The organism is Rhodoferax koreense (assembly GCF_001955695.1).
Taxonomy (GTDB): domain Bacteria; phylum Pseudomonadota; class Gammaproteobacteria; order Burkholderiales; family Burkholderiaceae_C; genus Rhodoferax_B; species Rhodoferax_B koreensis.
On the sequence record NZ_CP019236.1, the window covers coordinates 913,666 to 930,545 of the forward strand.

Consider the following 16,880-nt stretch of genomic DNA (forward strand, 5'->3'; position numbering starts at 1 on the left):
TAAGATGGCCCCCGTCATCTTGGCCCTTCGCGGGACTCCGGAGATCGATTGCCGCGTGCTGGCCACCGCGCAACATCGCCACATACTGGACCAAGTGCTGACCTTCTTCGGTACAACGCCCGACATCGACCTGGATATCATGCGGCCCAACCAGGCCCTGGCGCAGCTCACTGCGCGCCTGTTGGTCGAGATCGACCAGGTGCTGGAGCGCGAGCAGCCCGACGCGGTGCTCGCGCAGGGTGACACCACTACCGTGATGACGGTGGCACTGGCCTGCTTCTATCGCCGCATCCCATTCGGTCACGTCGAGGCTGGCCTGCGCACCTGGGACCTGCAGAATCCGTTTCCCGAGGAGGCCAACCGCGTCATCGCCGGCCGGCTGACTCGGTGGCACTTCGCGCCCACCGAGGGCTCGCGTCGCAACCTGCTCAAGGAAGGCGTGGACGACGCCGACATCGTGGTCACCGGCAACACGGTGATTGACGCGTTACTGATGACGGCGAGCCGCGAGCTCGACTTCGGCTTCGACTTCCCGGCCGATTCGCGCATGGTGCTGGTCACTGCGCACCGCCGCGAGAACTTCGGCGCGCCCTTCCTGGAAGTCTGCCGCGCCCTGCGCACGCTGGCCCTGCGCAACCCAGACGTGCAGTTTGTCTACCCGGTGCACCCCAACCCCAATGTCAAGGACGTCGCCCACGCCCACTTGGCCGGCCTGTCCAATTTCACGTTGTGCGAGCCGTTGGAGTATGCGCCTTTCGTCGCGGCGATGAAGCGTGCGTACATCATCATCAGCGACTCCGGCGGTGTTCAGGAGGAGGCGCCCGCGCTCGGCAAACCGGTGCTGGTCCTGCGCGACGAGACCGAGCGGCCCGAGGCGGTGGAGCAGGGCGTGGTCAAGCTGGTCGGCCCGCACGAGGACGCCATTGTTTCCGAGGCCCAGCACCTGCTCGACGACCCCGAAGCCTACCGTGCCATGGCGCGCGGCATTTCGCCGTATGGCGACGGCATGGCGGCTGGCCGTATCGTACAGACGTTGCTGAAACATTTCGCTTGAGGGCGCTCGTTTATCTTTCAGCTGTGCCATGGGCTAGTTTCGCCCAGCGTCCGCACAAGTTCGCTGAGTGGTTCCATGCTATGCATGGCGGGCAGGTGCTCTGGCTTGATCCCTATCCCACCCGCCTGCCGCAGGCACAGGACTTCGCGCGCCTGCGCAACACCGCGCGCGAGCCGGCCCATCCGCAGCCGGACTGGCTTCGCGTGCTGCGCGTGCCCGCTGCGCCGGTCGAGCCACTGCCGGGTGGTGTGTTCCTGAACCGATTGCTCTGGCGTGGCGTGATCGACGAAGTCAAGCGCTTCGCCCGCGCCCAGCCACACTGCGAGCTGGTGATCGGCAAGCCCTCACAACTGGCTTGCGAGCTGTTGAAGTCCGGCTTCCCGGCGCATAGTTTCACGCGTACCGTCTACGATGCCATGGACGACTTCCCATTCTTTCATCGCGGGTTGTCCAAGGCGTCGGTGCGCGAAACCGAGCGCGCTATGGCCCGCACCGTCGAAGTTACCCTGGTGTCCTCGAGCCGGCTGGCCGACAAGTTTGCCTCCCTGTCGCGGCATGTGGTGCTAGCCCGCAATGCCTGCGATCCGGCGACGCTGCCGCCAGTCGACGTACTCGCCAGCCTGCGCGAGCCGGGGTTGGTGGGCTACGTGGGTACCATCGCGTCCTGGTTCGACTGGGATATGGTCGTCGGCCTCGCTACCGCGTGCCCTGACCGTGCGTTCCGGCTCATCGGCCCTGTGCACGGCGCAGTGCCGTCGTCGCTGCCCGCGAACATCGAGTTGCGCCCTGCTTGCAGCCACGACCAAGCCATCCGCGAGATGTCGCGTTTTTCCGTCGGGCTGATCCCATTCCGGCTCAATGCGCTCACCGCATGTGTCGACCCGGTGAAATACTACGAGTACCGTGCCTTGGGCGTGCCCGTGGTCAGCAGCGCTTTCGGTGAAATGCCCCTGCATGCCGCCGCAGACCCTGGAGTGCGGCTTGCCACCTTGGCAGACTGGGCGCTCGCACTCGACCACGCCGCGGAGCAGCGCGATGCGGCCGTTTCCATCGAGATCTTTCGCAGTCGCAACAGCTGGGCCGCCCGTTTCTCTTCTGCCCTTCAACCTTCATCTGATAGCATCTGCCCGTGAACAAGCCGCTTCCGGTTACTCAGCCATTTCTCCCACCGCTCGAGGAATTCATCCCCTATCTGCAGCAGATCTGGGATTCGCGTTGGCTGACCAACGGCGGCCGTTTCCACCAGGAGCTCGAGGCCGCACTGGCCGAGTACCTGGGCGTCAAGCACCTGTGCCTGTTCAATAACGGCACCGTCGCGCTGGTGACGGCGCTGCAGTGCCTGCGTATCACGGGCGAAGTCGTTACCACACCGTATTCGTTTGTGGCCACCGCGCACTCCGTTCTGTGGAACAACCTGCGGCCAGTGTTCGTCGACATCGATCCGCGCACCTTCAACCTCGACCCCGCGCGCATCGAGCCCGCCATCACGCCAGCCACTACGGCCATCATGCCTGTGCACTGCTATGGCACACCCTGCGATGTGGACGCCATCCAGCGCATCGCCGACATCTACGGATTGCGCGTGATCTATGACGCGGCGCACGCCTTCGCCGTGCGCCGCAAAGGCGTCTCCATCTTGGAGTATGGTGACCTGTCTGTGCTGAGCTTCCATGCCACCAAGGTCTTCAACACCTTCGAGGGCGGCGCCATCATCTGCCCTGACGCCAAGACCAAGCAGCGGGTCGACTATCTCAAGAATTTCGGCTTTGCCGACGAGGTGACCGTGGTCGCGCCCGGCATCAACGGCAAGATGAACGAGGTTCAGTCGGCCTTCGGCCTGCTGCAACTGCGTTACGTCGACGAGGCTATCGCCCACCGTCTACGCATCGACGCCCGCTACCGCGAAGGCCTAAGCGGCGTGTCGGGCATCGAGATTCCGCAGCCACTGGAAGACGTCTCGCACAACGGCTCGTACTTCCCGGTGCTGGTCGGGCCCGGCTACCCGCTTAGCCGTGATGCGCTCTACGATAAGCTCAAAACCCATGGGATTCTGGCGCGCCGGTATTTCTATCCGCTCATCAGCGACATGCCGATGTACCGCGGCCTGCCTTCGGCCACGCGGGAAAACCTGCCCGTCGCCCAGCGCGTGGCGCAGCAGGTGCTGTGCCTGCCGATTTTTTCGGACTTGTCGGAGAGCGACCAGTCGCGCATCATCGAACTGGTGCGCGGCGCGTGATGGCGCTTTTCTACAGCCCGGCCGAACTGGCGCAGATGGGGTTTCTGTCCGTCGGCAACGCGGTGCGTTTGTCGCGTAAGGCCTCGGTCCACGGCGCCAGCCGCATCGCTCTGGGCGACCACGTGCGCATTGATGACTTCTGCGTCTTGTCGGCCGGCGCGGGCGGCATCGCCATCGGCAACCATATCCACGTTGCTGTGTTCTCCTCGATCATCGGCGCGGGGCGGGTCCAGCTCGACGATTTCTCCAACATCTCATCGCGCGTGAGCATCTATTCGAGCAGCGACGACTATTCCGGTGAAGCCATGACCAACCCCACGGTGCCCACCGAGTGGACGCGCGTCGATAGCGCGCCAGTACATGTTGGTCGGCATGCCATTATCGGCGCCGGTTCTGTCTTACTCCCGGGCGTGCATCTGGGGGAGGGGGCAGCAGTCGGTGCGCTATCACTGGTCAAGTCGGACTGCGAGGCATTCGGTATCTACGCCGGCTCGCCGGCCCGTCGCGTCGGCACGCGCAAGAAAACTCTGTTGGACCTCGAGAGGCAGTTCCTTGCCCAGCGCGCCCATGCAGACGCCCAGCCCTGAACGCCTCGCCGGCCTGGGGCGCGTGCTGCGCTTCGGGCTGGCCGGCGGCGCCAACACGGCCGTCACTTTCCTGGTCTATGCGGGGCTGGTCCGCTCCGGTGTTGCTTATCCGCTCGCCAATGGCTTCGCGTGGATGCTCGGCTTGATTTGCGGCTACCTGCTGGGCAAACTCTACGTATTTCGCGACCGGGCGGTGCCGGTTCATCGCAGTAGGAAACAGTTCTTAACCTTTACCGGTGTTTACATCGTGAGCTTCCTGCTCAGCACTGGACTGCTTGCAGCCCTGGTGGAGTCGGGGCTGTTCAATGCCGTCACGGCCCAGTTCCTCGTCATCCCGGTGGTCGCCACGTTCAACTTCGTCTCGTCACGGTACATAGTGTTCGACTCGGACGTGACCTAAGATCCTTTCGCCTCCTCGACCCATGTCTTCTCCTCCTCTTATTTCCGTGGTCGTGCCTGTTTTTCGCAACGCACCGACGCTGCTGCCCACCTTCGAGGGAGTGCTCGCCGTGCGAGATCAGAACTTTCCCGACCTCGACTTCGAGATGGTGCTGGTCGACGACGGCTCGGACGACGACTCCTGGCAGGCGATGCAGGGCCTGTACGCGGCTTATCCCGCGCATGTTCGCCTGCTTAAGCTATCGCGCAATTTCGGCCAGGTGAGTGCCATCCTGGCCGGTTGCGAGGCTGCACGCGGTGACGCCGTCGTCACCCTCTCGGCCGATCTGCAGGACCCGCCCGGGCTCATCGCCCAGATGGTGGCATGTTGGCGCGAGGGTTCAGAAGTGGTGATCGCCCATCGTGAGGCGCGCGACGACGACGTCGCCGCCACACTGTTTTCGCGCCTGGCCTACGGGATCGCCCGGCGCGCAAACCCGCGTATTCCGCGAGGCGGTTTCGACTACTTGCTTCTGAGCCACCGTGCCGCGCGGCTGCTGTTGTCGTTCAAGGGGCGGCATCGCTTCTTTCAGGGCGACGTGCTGTGGCTCGGCTTTCCCACGACCTTCCTGCCCTATGTGCGCCAGAAGCGGCCGGTGGGCCGCTCTGGGTGGTCGTTCGCGAAGAAGTTCAAGTACTTCACCGACTTGCTGCTTGACTCCTCGTACTTTCCGATCCGGCTGATGTCCTGCCTGGGTTTTGTTACGGCCATCGCCGGTCTGGTGTACGCCCTGGTGATCGTGTTCGCTTGGTTTCATAACGAGACACCGTTTCCAGGCTACGCGCCCATCATGATTACCCAATTGATCGTCGGCGGACTGATTATGATGATGCTAGGCGTCGTCGGCGAGTACCTCTGGCGCATCTACGACGACGTGAAGCAGCGCCCGCTGTACATTGTCGAGAAGGCTGTGATCTCCGACACGTCGCTCGCTCACGCGCCCCTCGCCGATGTGCGTGTCGCCGGTTCGCTTTCCGCCGATCAGAATGCACCAGCCGCGAATACCTCGCAGTGAGCGACGCGGCCATGAACGTTGCAGCCATCAGGGGAGGCAGCATCCTGCGGAGCCTTCGTATTGTGCTGTTCTCGCTGGTCGGACTGGTGCTGCTGGCGCTCCTAGCCAACTATTTCCGTCGCATTACGCCGCTGCGGCACCTGGACAGCGTGTTTCTGTTCGAGTCGGTGGATTCCATCCTGGCGCACGGCCTGCCGCTGTCGCACACGGTCCTGTCGTGGCCCGTGGTCGCGCCTATGCTGGACTGGCCGGTCGCGCGTATCTGTGCCGCTGCCTTGCCGTTCCTGGAGGGCGATGGCTACAACGTGCTGGACAACCACGCGTACTTCCTGTTGTACCCGATCGCGGTGCTGGCGCGGCTTATAGGGACGCACGATGCTTTCGCCTGGCTCAATGCCGCAGCGCACCTGGCCCTGGTGCTGATGCCCTGGGTGTTCCTGCGTCGCTCCGGCCTGCCCGTGCTGGCGGTCGCCGCGTTCGCCATTGCCGTTGCGGCTTGGCCGGCTTGGTCGCTCTCGGCCATGGGCGACTACTACCTCGACCGGCTCTACATGCCGCTCATGCTCGGGTTGCTGTACCTGCTGCATCGGGGGGCCTTGCAGGAAGGGGCGCTCACACGCGGCAGACTGGCGGGCATCGCGTGCGTCGCGTTGCTCGCGGCCATGACGACCGAGCGCGCCACCATCATGGTGCTGGCCGCGCTGCTATTCTTCGTCGTGTTGGCGCTGCCATGGCGCCGCGTGCGCGCGCAGGCAGGGTTCTGGCTGGGCCTCCCTCTGCTGCTGGTGGCCTACCTCGCCTGGTACTTCAGCGTTATGTTTCACGGCTTTGAGGGGGGCGGCAGCCTGCGCGCCAACGCCTACTTGACCGCGCGCGCGCTGGTCGAGCGATTCCATGATCCGCGCATGGTGGTGTTTGCGCTAACCAATCTGCTGTTCCTGGGCTGGATGGCCTGTCTGGCGGGCTGGCGTTATCTGCTGCTCGCCCTGGGGGCGCTGCTGCCGAACCTGATCGTGACCACCGGCGGCGCCGAGCTGAACGGCTGGGTCACGCACTACCACGCCATGTACATTCCCTTCCTGGTGTTCGCCGCCTCGATCGGTTTCGCCCGATTTATGGACTGGCTGCCACAGGGCGGCGCGCGCGTACTGGTGGCGATAGCCAGCGCCAGTGCTTCATTAGTTCTGGCTGCCACCTATCAGCCCTTCGAAGCTACCTTCACCGCACCTGCGGCCGATCGGACGCAGGGCGGGATCCTGCGGGCGGTTTATCGCTTCTATGTACACCGCGATCAATCGCCGGAGCGAGCTATGTTGTTTTGGATCCAGCAGCTTCCGGATGCCGTCTCTGCCGGTGCAAGAGTTAGTGCGGTCGAAGGCGCAATGCCGGTGCTGTACCATTCGCACGCGTTGGCACTGTACCCCTCAGGCCTCGACCACGCGGACGTGTTGGTTATCTCTGGCGCGCTGGTTGACGGTAAGGCAGCGTTCGTGACCGGCTTGCCTTATCCAGGCAATGCGGAGCAGGTCGCGCAGGTGAACGCTTGCTTGCTGGAGCGAGCAATTCGGCAAGGTTTCGCCGTGGAGCGGGAGATTCTCGGTGCGGGGCTGATTGTGTTGCGCCGATCAGCGGCTCCCCAGCCAGCGATCGCGGCGCCGCGTTCCTGAGGCCGGAAGCGTACTAAGAATGGAGCAAGCCTATGTTCGACAGGCAAATTTAGATGCTTGCTGAATATCGACAGAGCTTCCGATACCGCCAGAAAGCCGCAGACATCCATACTTTCAGCAGGCTTGCGACATGCCAATAGAGATGGCGGTGGCTTTTGTGACTGGCACGCCGAGCATCGTGGATGGCTCGCAAGTTCTCATCAACTTGTAATTGCCAGCCAGCCAATCGTGCTCGCGCACAGATGTCGAAATCTTCCCCATACATGAAGAACCGCTCGTCAAAGCCATTGATTTCTGCGAAGGTCTTGCTTCGGAACAGCATGAACATGCCTGGAATCCAAACCGGTACGGCGGGGCTTTGGTAATGTCTGGAGTGCCGACTCAATATTTCCTTTGGCGTGATAAGTGCGCGATGATTTTCCGGCGCCATTTTTCCCGGCTCGATGATGCGCGGAGCCAACAGCCCGCTCTTTGCGTCTGCTCGAGTGACGAGCGGCCCGAGCACATCGGCCGTCAGGCGTATATCGGGATTGAGAATAAGAAACCATGGCGCTTTGCATGCCAAGAAGGCATGGTTATGGTTCGCCCCGAAGCCTTTGGGCTGTCTGTTATTGATGACGTCGACGGGAAATCGCAAGGCTAAATCCGCTAAATCACTTTTCTCTGGAATGTTGATTGTCAGCAGCACCCTGTCGATCACGGTGTGGCTGTATGTATCAAGCTGCTGCAGCAGCGGAAGTGCGAGTTCCAAATGTCCGTGGCTGACAATCGAAACCGTGACGGATAGGCGGGATGTGGCTGATCTTTGCATGATATCGAGAGGTAGACCATTCTAGATGTGCGTATGCACGATGGATGACGGCTGACCCCCGCATCTGTCGTCCCCTCGGGCACAATGCCATGAAGAGTTCTCGGCTCCGCCCATGGAGCACGTGTCCATTCCTAGTCCCCTGATTCGTTAGTTTGAATGTTATTTCTGTTATTTCTGAGCTTCTGGGTGAGTATGTTTACCGGGATGTTGGTTGTGCGCCGAGCGCGCGGCCATGCGAAGCGTTACGGTGACGCCATGCCCCAGCGGTTTCACGTGGGGGATGTGCCTCGCTTAGGTGGCTTGGCGGTCTTTGTCGGGCTATTGGTCGCCTGGGGTGCTGCGATTGCGCTGTTTTTCGTCGAAAACTACGGGAATCTGGGCGTCCCGGCGTCGTTGGTCTGTGGCTGGACTTTGGCCGTGCTGCCGGCCTTGGTCGGAGGCATCGCGGAGGATCTCACGCAGCGGCTGAGTGTGCGTTATCGCTTGACGCTGACTGGTTTATCCGGCTTATTCGCTATATGGCTCGTTGGGGCCTCGGTACCTCGGCTTGGTATTCCTTTGGTGGACATGCTCCTATTCAGCGCCCCCTGGCTCGGCATGGTCCTCGCCCTCATCGCCATCATGGGCCTCCCCCACGCCTTCAACATCATTGACGGCTACAACGGCCTCTCGGGCATGGTCGCGTTGATCGTCTCCTTGGCGCTCATCTACGTGTCTTTGCAAGTGGGCGACCGCCAACTCGCCGGCATGCTCATCTGCCTCACCGGCGCCACAGCTGGCTTCCTGATCTGGAACTATCCCCGCGGCATGCTGTTCGCCGGGGATGGCGGGGCCTACCTCTGGGGCGTGGTGATCGCGCTGGGCAGCGTCGTGCTGGTGCAGCGGCACAACATGGTCTCGCCCTGGTTTCCGATGCTGCTGTTGATCTACCCGGTATGGGAGACTTTCTTCTCCATCTACCGCAAGCTCACGCGGGGCGTGTCGCCGGGCGTGGCCGATGCCTTGCACTTTCACCAGCTCATCTACCGCCGCATCGTGCACGGCGTCTTCCATGACGACGAGTCCCGCCGGGTGCTGATGCGCAACAACCGCACCTCGCCGTACCTGTGGGCCTTCACCTTGCTGACCGTGGTGCCGGCCGTGCTCTTCTGGCGCAATACCGCCGTGCTGATGGGTTTTACCGCGCTGTTCGTCGTCACCTACGTAGCGGCCTACATGATGATCATCCGCTTCAAGGTGCCGCGCTGGCTGCGGCGGTAGAGGCCGAAGGGCGCATGCGCCCTTTCACAGTCCTCTCCTACAATCCGGCAGTTTTCTTTCTTCTGGAACCGCACCATGTCCAACCCTGCCGATCCTGACCTGTCCAAAATCGCCCCGCGCGAGAAAGCCGAAATCCTGGCGCAGGCCTTGCCGTACATCCGCAAGTTCCACGGCAAGACGCTGGTCATCAAGTACGGCGGCAACGCCATGACCGATCCTGCGCTGCAGGCCGACTTCGCCGAAGACGTGGTGCTGCTGAAGCTGGTGGGCATGAACCCGGTGGTGGTGCATGGCGGCGGGCCGCAGATCGAGACAGCGCTCAAGCGGCTGGGCAAGACCGGGCATTTCATCCAGGGCATGCGCGTCACCGACGAAGAGACCATGGAAGTGGTCGAATGGGTGCTGGCCGGCGAGGTGCAGCAGGACATCGTGGGCCTGATCAACCAGGCCGGTGGCAAGGCCGTGGGCCTGACGGGCCGTGACGGCGGGCTGATCCGCGCGCAGAAGCTCAAGATGGTCGACAACACCGATCCCACCAAGGAACACGACGTGGGCTCGGTCGGCGACATCGTTGCGATCGACCCGAGCGTGGTCAAGGCGCTGCAGGACGACGCGTTCATTCCCGTCATCAGCCCGATCGGCTTCGGCGAGCAGAACGAAAGCTACAACATCAATGCCGACGTGGTCGCCGGCAAGCTGGCCACGGTGCTCAAGGCTGAGAAGCTCGTGCTGCTGACCAACACGCCCGGCGTGCTCGACAAGGCTGGCAAGCTCTTGACCGACCTGACCGCGCGCGAGATCGACGAGCTGTTCGCCGACGGCACGATCTCCGGCGGCATGCTGCCCAAGATCGCTGGCGCGCTGGATGCGGCCAAGAGCGGCGTGAACGCCGTGCACATCATCGACGGCCGCGTGCCGCACGCCATGCTGCTGGAGATCCTGACCGATCAGGCGTATGGCACGATGATCCGGTCGCACTAGTCGGACAGGGCGCCTTCCGCCATGCCTGACGCCGACGCCCTCGAATCCGCCCCAGCGCTGGCGCCGGTGGCGGCCCCGCCGGTCGTCCGCAAGCGCCCCAAGCCCGGCGAGCGCCGCGTGCAGATCCTGCAGGCCCTGGCCGCGATGCTGGAGCAACCCGGTGCCGAGCGCATCACCACGGCGGCGCTGGCCGCCAGGCTCGAGGTGAGCGAGGCCGCGCTGTACCGGCACTTCGCCAGCAAGGCACAGATGTTCGAGGGGCTGATCGAGTTCATCGAGCAATCGGTGTTCTCGCTGATCAACCAGATCGTCGCGCGCCACGCCCTGGCCGTGGAAGCTGCAGCCGTGCCCGATGCCACCGCCGGTCCGCGCCAGGCGGGTCGGTTGGTGGTGATGCTGCTCCAGTTTGCGGAAAAAAACCCTGGCATGACGCGTGTCATGGTCGGCGACGCGCTGGTGTTCGAGAACGAACGGCTGCAGCAACGCATGAACCTGTTCTTCGACAAGATCGAGGCCACCTTGCGGCAGTGCCTGCGCCCTTCCGATGGCGCCACGCCAACGGTGGACGCCCAGGTGCAGGCCTCGCTGCTGACCGCCTTCGTGGTCGGGCGGCTGCAGCGTTTCGCCCGCTCGGGGTTCAAGCGGCTGCCGTCGGAATACCTGGAAGCCAGCCTGGCGCGCTTGCTGGCCTAGCGGCCGAGATCAGTTGAACGGAGAGGGGGTTTGCCGCTCAAACCGCCACGCCCACCTTCGCCCCCGCATCCAGAATCTCCTGCCAGGTCTGGTCGTCCACGGTGATGCCTTCCTCGCGCCGGGCCACGCGGGTGGCGCGTTCGGGGTCGCCGGCAATCTTCACCGCGTCGAAGCCTGGCGCCACCGGACCCTTCTTGAGCCAGTCCACGAAGGCATCGGCCTCCCGCGCGAAGCTGGCCTGGGTGCCGAGCTTGGCCGGGTCGATGAGGATGGTCAGCATGCCGTTGACCACGGCGCGCGCCGCCGTGGTGGGGTGGTGCCAGGTGCCGCCGCCGCTGAGCGCGCCGCCGAGCAGTTCACACGCCACCGCCATGCCGTAGCCCTTGTGTTCGCCGAAGGTCATGAGCGCGCCGAACAGACCGTTGCTCTGCGGCACCACCACCACGCCGGGATCGGTGGTCGGGTTGCCTTTCTCGTCGATCAGGGTGCCCGCCTCGACCTGGATGCCCTTGTTGTGCGCCACCCGCATCTTGCCCTGGGCCACGCGGCTGGTGGCGAAGTCGAGCACGAAGGGCTCGCGGCCTTCCAGCGGCACGCCGATGCAGCAAGGGTTGGTGCCAAAGCGGCCGTCCGCGCCGCCCCAGGGCGCCACCACCGGCCGCGACATCACATTGACGAAGTGGATGGACACCAGGCCCTGCGCCACCGCCATCTCGGCGAAGTGGCCGATGCGGCCCAGGTGGTGCGCGTTGCCCAGGGTCATGATGCAGCTGCCGTGCTGCTTGGCGCGCGCCATGCCGAGCTCCATCGCCTGCACGCCCACGATCTGGCCGTAGCCGCGTTGTCCGTCGAGCGACAGCATGGTGCCGATGTCGAGGTTGACCTTGACCGCCGCGTTGGGGCTCAGGCCTTTCTCGAGCACGGCGTCGACGTAGCGCGGCACCATGCCCACGCCGTGTGAATCGTGGCCGCTGAGGTTGGCCAGCACCAGGTTGGCCGCGACTTGGTCGGCCTCTTCGCGGCTGCTGCCGGCTGCTATCAGAATCGTAGCTACTTGCGCTTGTAGGTCGTGCGCTGGAATGGTTTTTGACATGTGAAAAGAGGCTTTGTTGGGATTCAGGGTCAGGGTTACCGTTCGCGCTGAGCTTGTCGAAGGGCCTGTTGCAGAGGCTTCGACGGGCTCAGCCCGAACGGGGGAGGGTGAAGTCCTTCGACAGGCTCAGGATGATCGGGGGGTGAGGATCACATGACGGCGCCGACCTGCCATGGCACGAACTCGTTCTGCCCATAGCCATGCTTCTCGCTCTTGCTGCGCTCGCCCGAGGCGGTCGCCAGCACCAGCTCGAAGATGCGCCGGCCCATCTCCTGCACCGAGCTGCCGCCGTCGATGATCTCGCCGCAGTTGATGTCCATGTCCTCCTCCTGCCGCTGCCACAGTGCGGAGTTGGTGGCCAGCTTGAGCGAAGGCGATGGCGCGCAGCCGTAGGCGCTGCCGCGGCCGGTGGTGAAGCAGATCACGTTGGCGCCGCCGGCCACCTGGCCCGTGGCGCTCACCGGGTCGTAGCCGGGGGTGTCCATGAAGACGAAGCCATGCGCCGTTACCGGCTCGGCGTATTCGTACACGCCCTCCAGGTTGGTCGTGCCGCCCTTGGCCACGGCGCCGAGCGATTTCTCGAGGATGGTGGTTAGCCCGCCGGCCTTGTTGCCCGGCGATGGGTTGTTGTTCATCTCGCCGCCGTTGATCTCGGTGTAGTGCTCCCACCACTTGATGCGGTTCACCAGCTTCTCGGCGATCTCGGGCTTGACGGCGCGGCGCGTGAGCAGATGCTCGGCGCCATACACCTCGGGCGTTTCGCTGAGGATGGCCGTGCCGCCATGCGCCACCAGCAGGTCCACCGCCGCGCCGAGCGCCGGGTTCGCGCTGATGCCCGAATACCCGTCCGAGCCGCCGCATTGCAGGCCGATGGTGATGTGGGACGCGCTGCAGGGCTCGCGCTTTACGTCGTTCACGCGCGGCAGCATCTCGGTGATCAGCTCGATGCCTTTCTTCACGGTCTTCTGCGTGCCGCCGGTGTCCTGGATGTTGAAGGTGCGGAAGTTCTCGCCCTCCTTCAGCGAGGCATGGGCCAGCCAGGCGGTGATCTGCGCGGCCTCGCAACCCAGGCCGATCGCGATCACGCCGCCAAAGTTGGCATGCGTGGCGTAACCGGTGAGGGTGCGCTCCAGCAGCTGCATGCCCAGGCCTTCGGTGTCCATGCCGCAGCCCGTGCCGTGGGTCAGTGCCACCACGCCGTCGATGTTGGGGAAGTCGGCCAGTGCCGACGGATTGGTCTGGCGCGAGAAGTGCGCCGCGATGGCCTTGGCCGCGGTGGCCGAGCAGTTCACGCTGGAGAGGATGCCGATGTAGTTGCGCGTGGCCACGCGGCCGTCGGGCCGCTTGATGCCCATGAACGTGGCCTCCAGGCGGGGCGCGTCTGGCTTCACGTCGGCGCCGAAGGCGTAGTCGCGTGCAAAGTCACCCTTGTCCGGTCCCATGTTCAGGTTGTGCGTGTGCACGTGTTCACCCGGGCCGATCGGGCGCGAGGCGAAGCCGATGATCTGGTTGTAGCGCCGCACCGGCTCGCCGGTGGCGATGGCGTGGGTGGCGATCTTGTGGCCCGGCGGAATGATGCCGCGCACGGCGATGCCTTCGACCACCGCACCGCCGAGCAGTTGCTGGCGCGAGATCAGCACGTCGTCCTGGGGGTGGAGCCGGATGAAAGGAGGGGTGGCGGTGGTGGTGGTCATCGTGGTTGGTGTCTGGTGGTGTGAGGGGAATTTCAGCTGGGTTTGACACGCCGCCAGCTCACGCTGAAGCGGATGTGCGATTTGTCCATGTGGGCCTGCATCGCGGTGCGTGCTGCGGGGCCGTCGTGCGCGCGCACGGCGGCGACGATGGCCTCGTGTTCGTCGATCGCCGCGCGCCAGGATTCCACGGTCTCGAAGTAGCCGCCGAGCCGCGTGAACAGCGGGCCGCGGCGTGAATCCCAGAAGGTCTGCACGGTCTCGGTCAGCACCGTGTTGCCGCAGGCTTGCACGACGGCCAGGTGGAAGGCGCGGTCGCCCTCCAGCGGCAGCACGCCGAGCGCCGTGTCGCGGCGCATCGAGGCCATGGCCTGGTCCATGGCCTTGAGGTCGCGCGGGCGCGCCTGCACGGCGGCGAGTGCGGCGATCTCGCCTTCGACCACGCGGCGGGCGCGGATCAATTCGAGCGGCCCCCATTCGGTCGGCGGCACCTGCACGTCGCGGCTCGCGCCGGCATCGCCGGCCCGGGTGCTGCGGTCGAGCACATACACGCCCGAGCCGGTGCGCACCTCGACCCAGCCTTCGACTTCCATGGCGATCAGCGCCTCGCGCACCGAGGGGCGGCTCACGCCGAGTTGCTGCGCCAGTTCGCGCTCGGCGGGCAGGCGGGCGCCCACGGCGAACTCGCCGGCCTCGATCAGCGCGCGCAATTGCTCGGCGATCTGGCGGTACAGGCGTTGGGGTTCGAGGGTCTGCAGGGGCATGGGTGGCGTGGCGCCTTGTGACGTGTGCGGCCATTAAGGGTAAGCCTTAATTGGCCAAGTGGTAAGGCCAATTCATAATCCCACATTCCCATCACGGCAACATCCGGCAAAACCCTGAATCACGGGCCCCATTCCGGATGGGCCACAACCACTTTGGAGTGTTATGAGGCTTAAAGGTAAAACCGCGCTGGTCACGGCGGCTGGACAGGGGATCGGCCAAGCCGCCGTGATGGCGCTGGCGGCCGAGGGGGCCCAGGTCTGGGCCACCGACGTGAACGAAAAACTGCTGGCGGCCTATGAGGGTGTGGCCAACGTCAAGGCCTTGCCGCTGAACGTGCTCGACAAGGCCGCCATCCAGGCGTTGATCGCCGGCATGCCGCAGATCGACGTGTTGTTCAACTGCGCGGGCGTGGTGCACAACGGCAGCATCGAGGCCGCCACCGACGACGACCTCGATTTCGCCTTCAACCTCAACGTGCGCGCGCAGTTCTGGGCCATCCAGGCCGCGCTGCCGCGCATGCTGACCAACACCAGCCCGACCGGCAGCCAGGGCTGGGGCAGCATCATCAACATGGCCAGCGTCTGTGGCAGCCTCAAGGGCCTGCCGAACCGCTGCGTCTACGGCACGACCAAGGCGGCCGTGGTCGGCCTCACCAAGAGCGTGGCCGCCGACTACGTGGCCCGCGGCATCCGCTGCAACGCCATCGCACCCGGCACCGTGGACACGCCTTCGCTGCACGACCGCATCAACGCCAACGCCGACCCGGTCGCCGCGCGTGCCGCCTTCGTCGCACGCCAGCCCATGGGGCGCCTGGCGCAGGCGCACGAGATCGTGCCCATCGTGGTCTATCTGGCCGGCGACGAATCCGCGTTCGCCACGGGCCAGGTCTATTCCGTCGACGGCGGCATGACCATATGAACCAGCTCGACCTGCAGGGCCGCCACGCGGTCATCACCGGTGGCGCGGTCGGCCTGGGCTACGCCATCGCCCAGCGCATGCTGGCCTCGGGCGGCAGCGTCACGTTGTGGGACATGAATCCGCAGGCACTGGAAAAGGCCAAGTCGGCGCTCGGTGACAAAGTGAACACCGTGGTGGTCGATGTGAGCCAGCACGCCAGCGTGGTCGAGGCCGTGCGACAGACCGTGGCGGCCAACCCGGCGGTTGACATCCTCGTCAACTCCGCCGGCATCACCGGCCCCAACGTCAAGCTCTGGGACTACCCGCCCGAAGCCTGGATGCAAGTGCAGCAGGTCAACCTGAACGGCCTGTTCTTCTGCTGCCGCGAGATCGTGCCGCTGATGCGCTCGCGCAACTACGGCCGCATCGTCAACATCGCCTCGGTGGCCGGCAAGGACGGCAACCCGAACGCCAGCGCCTACAGCGCCAGCAAGGCCGGCGTGATCGGCCTGACCAAGTCGCTCGGCAAGGAATTGGCCGACACCGGCATCCGCGTGAACTGCGTGACGCCGGCCGCGGTGAAGACGCCGATCTTCGACCAGATGTCGCCCGAGCACATTGCCTTCATGTTGTCCAAGATCCCGATGGGCCGCTTCGGCGCGACCGAGGAAGTGGCGGCGATGGTGGGCTGGCTCAGCACCGAGGACTGCTCGTTCTCCACCGGCGCGGTTTTCGACCTCTCCGGCGGCCGCTCGACGTATTGAGCGCCAATGTTCTAATTGATAACGGAATTCTGATCCCCCAACCGAAAGGAAACTGATGAAACTCGTGCGTTATGGCAACCCCGGCAAGGAAAAGCCCGGCCTGATCGATGCCGAAGGCAAGCTGCGCGACTTGAGCGCCATCGTCAAGGACATCGGCCCCGAGCAGCTGAGCGACGCGGCGTTGGCCAAGATCGCCAAGGTCAAGACCGACAAGCTGCCGCTGGTGCGCGGCAAGCCCCGCATGGGTTGCCCGCTGACGGGTGTGGGCAAGTTCATCGCCATCGGCCTGAACTACGCCGACCATGCGGCCGAGTCCGGCCTGCCGATCCCGCCCGAGCCCATCGTGTTCATGAAGGCCACCACCTGCATCCAGGGCCCGAACGACCCGGTCATGCTGCCCAAGGGCTCGGTCAAGAGCGACTGGGAAGTCGAGCTCGGCGTGGTCATCGGCACCAAGGCGCGTTATGTGTCGCAGAAGGAGGCGCTGAACTTCGTCGCCGGCTACTGCACCATCAACGACGTGAGCGAGCGCGAATACCAGATCGAACGCGGCGGCACCTGGGACAAGGGCAAGGGTTGCGACACCTTCGGCCCGATCGGCCCGTGGCTGGTCACGCGCGACGAAGTGCCGAATCCGCAGAAGCTCGACATGTGGCTCGACCTGAACGGCAAGCGCGTGCAGACCGGCAACACCAGGACCATGATCTTCAGCGTGGCCAAGATCGTGAGCTATGTCAGCCAGTTCATGACGCTGATGCCCGGTGACGTGATCACCACCGGCACGCCACCCGGCGTGGGCCTGGGCATGAAGCCGCCGCTGTACCTGAAGAAGGGCGACGTGATGACGCTCGGCATCCAGGGCCTGGGCGACCAGTCGCAGACCGTCGTGCCGTTCAAGCTGTAAGCCGGTCCTCGCGCACAAGCCAG

At 64.6% G+C, this 16,880-nt stretch carries 17 protein-coding genes; 13 read left to right on the top strand and 4 right to left on the bottom strand.

Annotation, left to right across the window (positions count from 1 at the left end; genetic code table 11):
- Window positions 1-4: 4 nt before the first annotated feature.
- From wecB to RD110_RS04365, 7 genes are read left to right on the top strand one after another with little or no spacing between them, the layout of a single operon-like run.
- Window positions 5-1,054 carry a non-hydrolyzing UDP-N-acetylglucosamine 2-epimerase gene (gene wecB / locus RD110_RS04335; protein WP_394329439.1) on the top strand — a complete coding sequence of 350 codons (1,050 nt, stop codon included), beginning with the start codon at window positions 5-7 and terminating at the stop codon, window positions 1,052-1,054.
- Window positions 1,051-2,187, top strand: coding sequence for a glycosyltransferase family protein (locus tag RD110_RS04340; protein WP_076197039.1), 1,137 nt, complete (start codon window positions 1,051-1,053; stop codon window positions 2,185-2,187). The genes wecB and RD110_RS04340 overlap by 4 nt, the downstream gene beginning before the upstream one ends.
- Entirely contained in the window at window positions 2,178-3,290 is a 1,113-nt protein-coding gene (locus RD110_RS04345) for a DegT/DnrJ/EryC1/StrS family aminotransferase (RefSeq protein WP_275425876.1), read from the top strand. Before RD110_RS04340 ends, RD110_RS04345 begins: the two co-directional genes overlap by 10 nt.
- Window positions 3,290-3,877: an acyltransferase gene (locus RD110_RS04350; protein WP_076197043.1), complete on the top strand. Its 588-nt coding sequence runs from the start codon at window positions 3,290-3,292 to the stop codon at window positions 3,875-3,877. Before RD110_RS04345 ends, RD110_RS04350 begins: the two co-directional genes overlap by 1 nt.
- Complete coding sequence (locus tag RD110_RS04355) at window positions 3,858-4,277, top strand: GtrA family protein (protein WP_076197045.1); 420 nt, start codon at window positions 3,858-3,860, stop codon at window positions 4,275-4,277. Before RD110_RS04350 ends, RD110_RS04355 begins: the two co-directional genes overlap by 20 nt.
- A gap of 22 nt (window positions 4,278-4,299) precedes the next feature.
- Complete coding sequence (locus tag RD110_RS04360; RefSeq protein WP_083686097.1) at window positions 4,300-5,331, top strand: glycosyltransferase family 2 protein; 1,032 nt, start codon at window positions 4,300-4,302, stop codon at window positions 5,329-5,331.
- 11 nt (window positions 5,332-5,342) lie between these two features.
- Entirely contained in the window at window positions 5,343-6,998 is a 1,656-nt protein-coding gene (locus tag RD110_RS04365) for a DUF2079 domain-containing protein (RefSeq protein WP_157900053.1), read from the top strand.
- Between the two features lie 49 nt (window positions 6,999-7,047).
- On the opposite strand, the gene RD110_RS04370 is transcribed toward RD110_RS04365, so the two are convergent.
- Window positions 7,048-7,809, bottom strand: a complete 762-nt coding sequence (locus tag RD110_RS04370) for a glycosyltransferase (protein ID WP_076197051.1) — start codon at window positions 7,807-7,809, stop codon at window positions 7,048-7,050.
- A 156-nt stretch (window positions 7,810-7,965) separates the two neighbouring features.
- Here RD110_RS04370 and RD110_RS04375 point away from each other — a divergent pair, with 156 nt between their 5' ends.
- The 3 genes from RD110_RS04375 (at window position 7,966) to slmA (ending at window position 10,743) form a co-directional block, all read left to right on the top strand.
- The gene (locus RD110_RS04375; protein ID WP_076197053.1) at window positions 7,966-9,069 is read left to right on the top strand and encodes an MraY family glycosyltransferase; all 1,104 of its coding nucleotides are present in this window, start codon (window positions 7,966-7,968) and stop codon (window positions 9,067-9,069) included.
- Window positions 9,070-9,144: 75 nt separating this feature from the next.
- The gene (gene argB / locus RD110_RS04380) at window positions 9,145-10,050 is read left to right on the top strand and encodes an acetylglutamate kinase (RefSeq protein ID WP_076197055.1); all 906 of its coding nucleotides are present in this window, start codon (window positions 9,145-9,147) and stop codon (window positions 10,048-10,050) included.
- Window positions 10,051-10,071: 21 nt separating this feature from the next.
- Window positions 10,072-10,743 carry a nucleoid occlusion factor SlmA gene (gene slmA, locus RD110_RS04385; protein WP_076197057.1) on the top strand — a complete coding sequence of 224 codons (672 nt, stop codon included), beginning with the start codon at window positions 10,072-10,074 and terminating at the stop codon, window positions 10,741-10,743.
- Window positions 10,744-10,780: 37 nt separating this feature from the next.
- Here slmA and RD110_RS04390 read toward each other — a convergent pair whose 3' ends face one another.
- The 3 genes from RD110_RS04390 to RD110_RS04400 form a co-directional block, all read right to left on the bottom strand.
- Window positions 10,781-11,836 carry a malate/lactate/ureidoglycolate dehydrogenase gene (locus RD110_RS04390; RefSeq protein WP_076197059.1) on the bottom strand — a complete coding sequence of 352 codons (1,056 nt, stop codon included), beginning with the start codon at window positions 11,834-11,836 and terminating at the stop codon, window positions 10,781-10,783.
- Between the two features lie 149 nt (window positions 11,837-11,985).
- Window positions 11,986-13,530, bottom strand: coding sequence for a UxaA family hydrolase (locus RD110_RS04395; protein ID WP_076197061.1), 1,545 nt, complete (start codon window positions 13,528-13,530; stop codon window positions 11,986-11,988).
- A gap of 32 nt (window positions 13,531-13,562) precedes the next feature.
- Window positions 13,563-14,291 (bottom strand): FadR/GntR family transcriptional regulator, encoded by a 729-nt coding sequence (locus tag RD110_RS04400; protein WP_076197063.1) that lies wholly within the window; start codon window positions 14,289-14,291, stop codon window positions 13,563-13,565.
- 163 nt (window positions 14,292-14,454) lie between these two features.
- Between RD110_RS04400 and RD110_RS04405 the strand changes: the two genes are divergently transcribed.
- Genes RD110_RS04405 through RD110_RS04415 form a run of 3 tightly spaced genes read left to right on the top strand, consistent with a single transcriptional unit; the run spans window position 14,455 to window position 16,857 of the window.
- Window positions 14,455-15,210 carry an SDR family oxidoreductase gene (locus tag RD110_RS04405; RefSeq protein WP_076197065.1) on the top strand — a complete coding sequence of 252 codons (756 nt, stop codon included), beginning with the start codon at window positions 14,455-14,457 and terminating at the stop codon, window positions 15,208-15,210.
- Window positions 15,207-15,953 (top strand): SDR family NAD(P)-dependent oxidoreductase, encoded by a 747-nt coding sequence (locus RD110_RS04410; protein WP_076197067.1) that lies wholly within the window; start codon window positions 15,207-15,209, stop codon window positions 15,951-15,953. The genes RD110_RS04405 and RD110_RS04410 overlap by 4 nt, the downstream gene beginning before the upstream one ends.
- Before the next feature lie 55 nt (window positions 15,954-16,008).
- Window positions 16,009-16,857 (top strand): fumarylacetoacetate hydrolase family protein, encoded by an 849-nt coding sequence (locus RD110_RS04415; protein WP_076197069.1) that lies wholly within the window; start codon window positions 16,009-16,011, stop codon window positions 16,855-16,857.
- The last annotated feature ends 23 nt before the right edge of the window (window positions 16,858-16,880 follow it).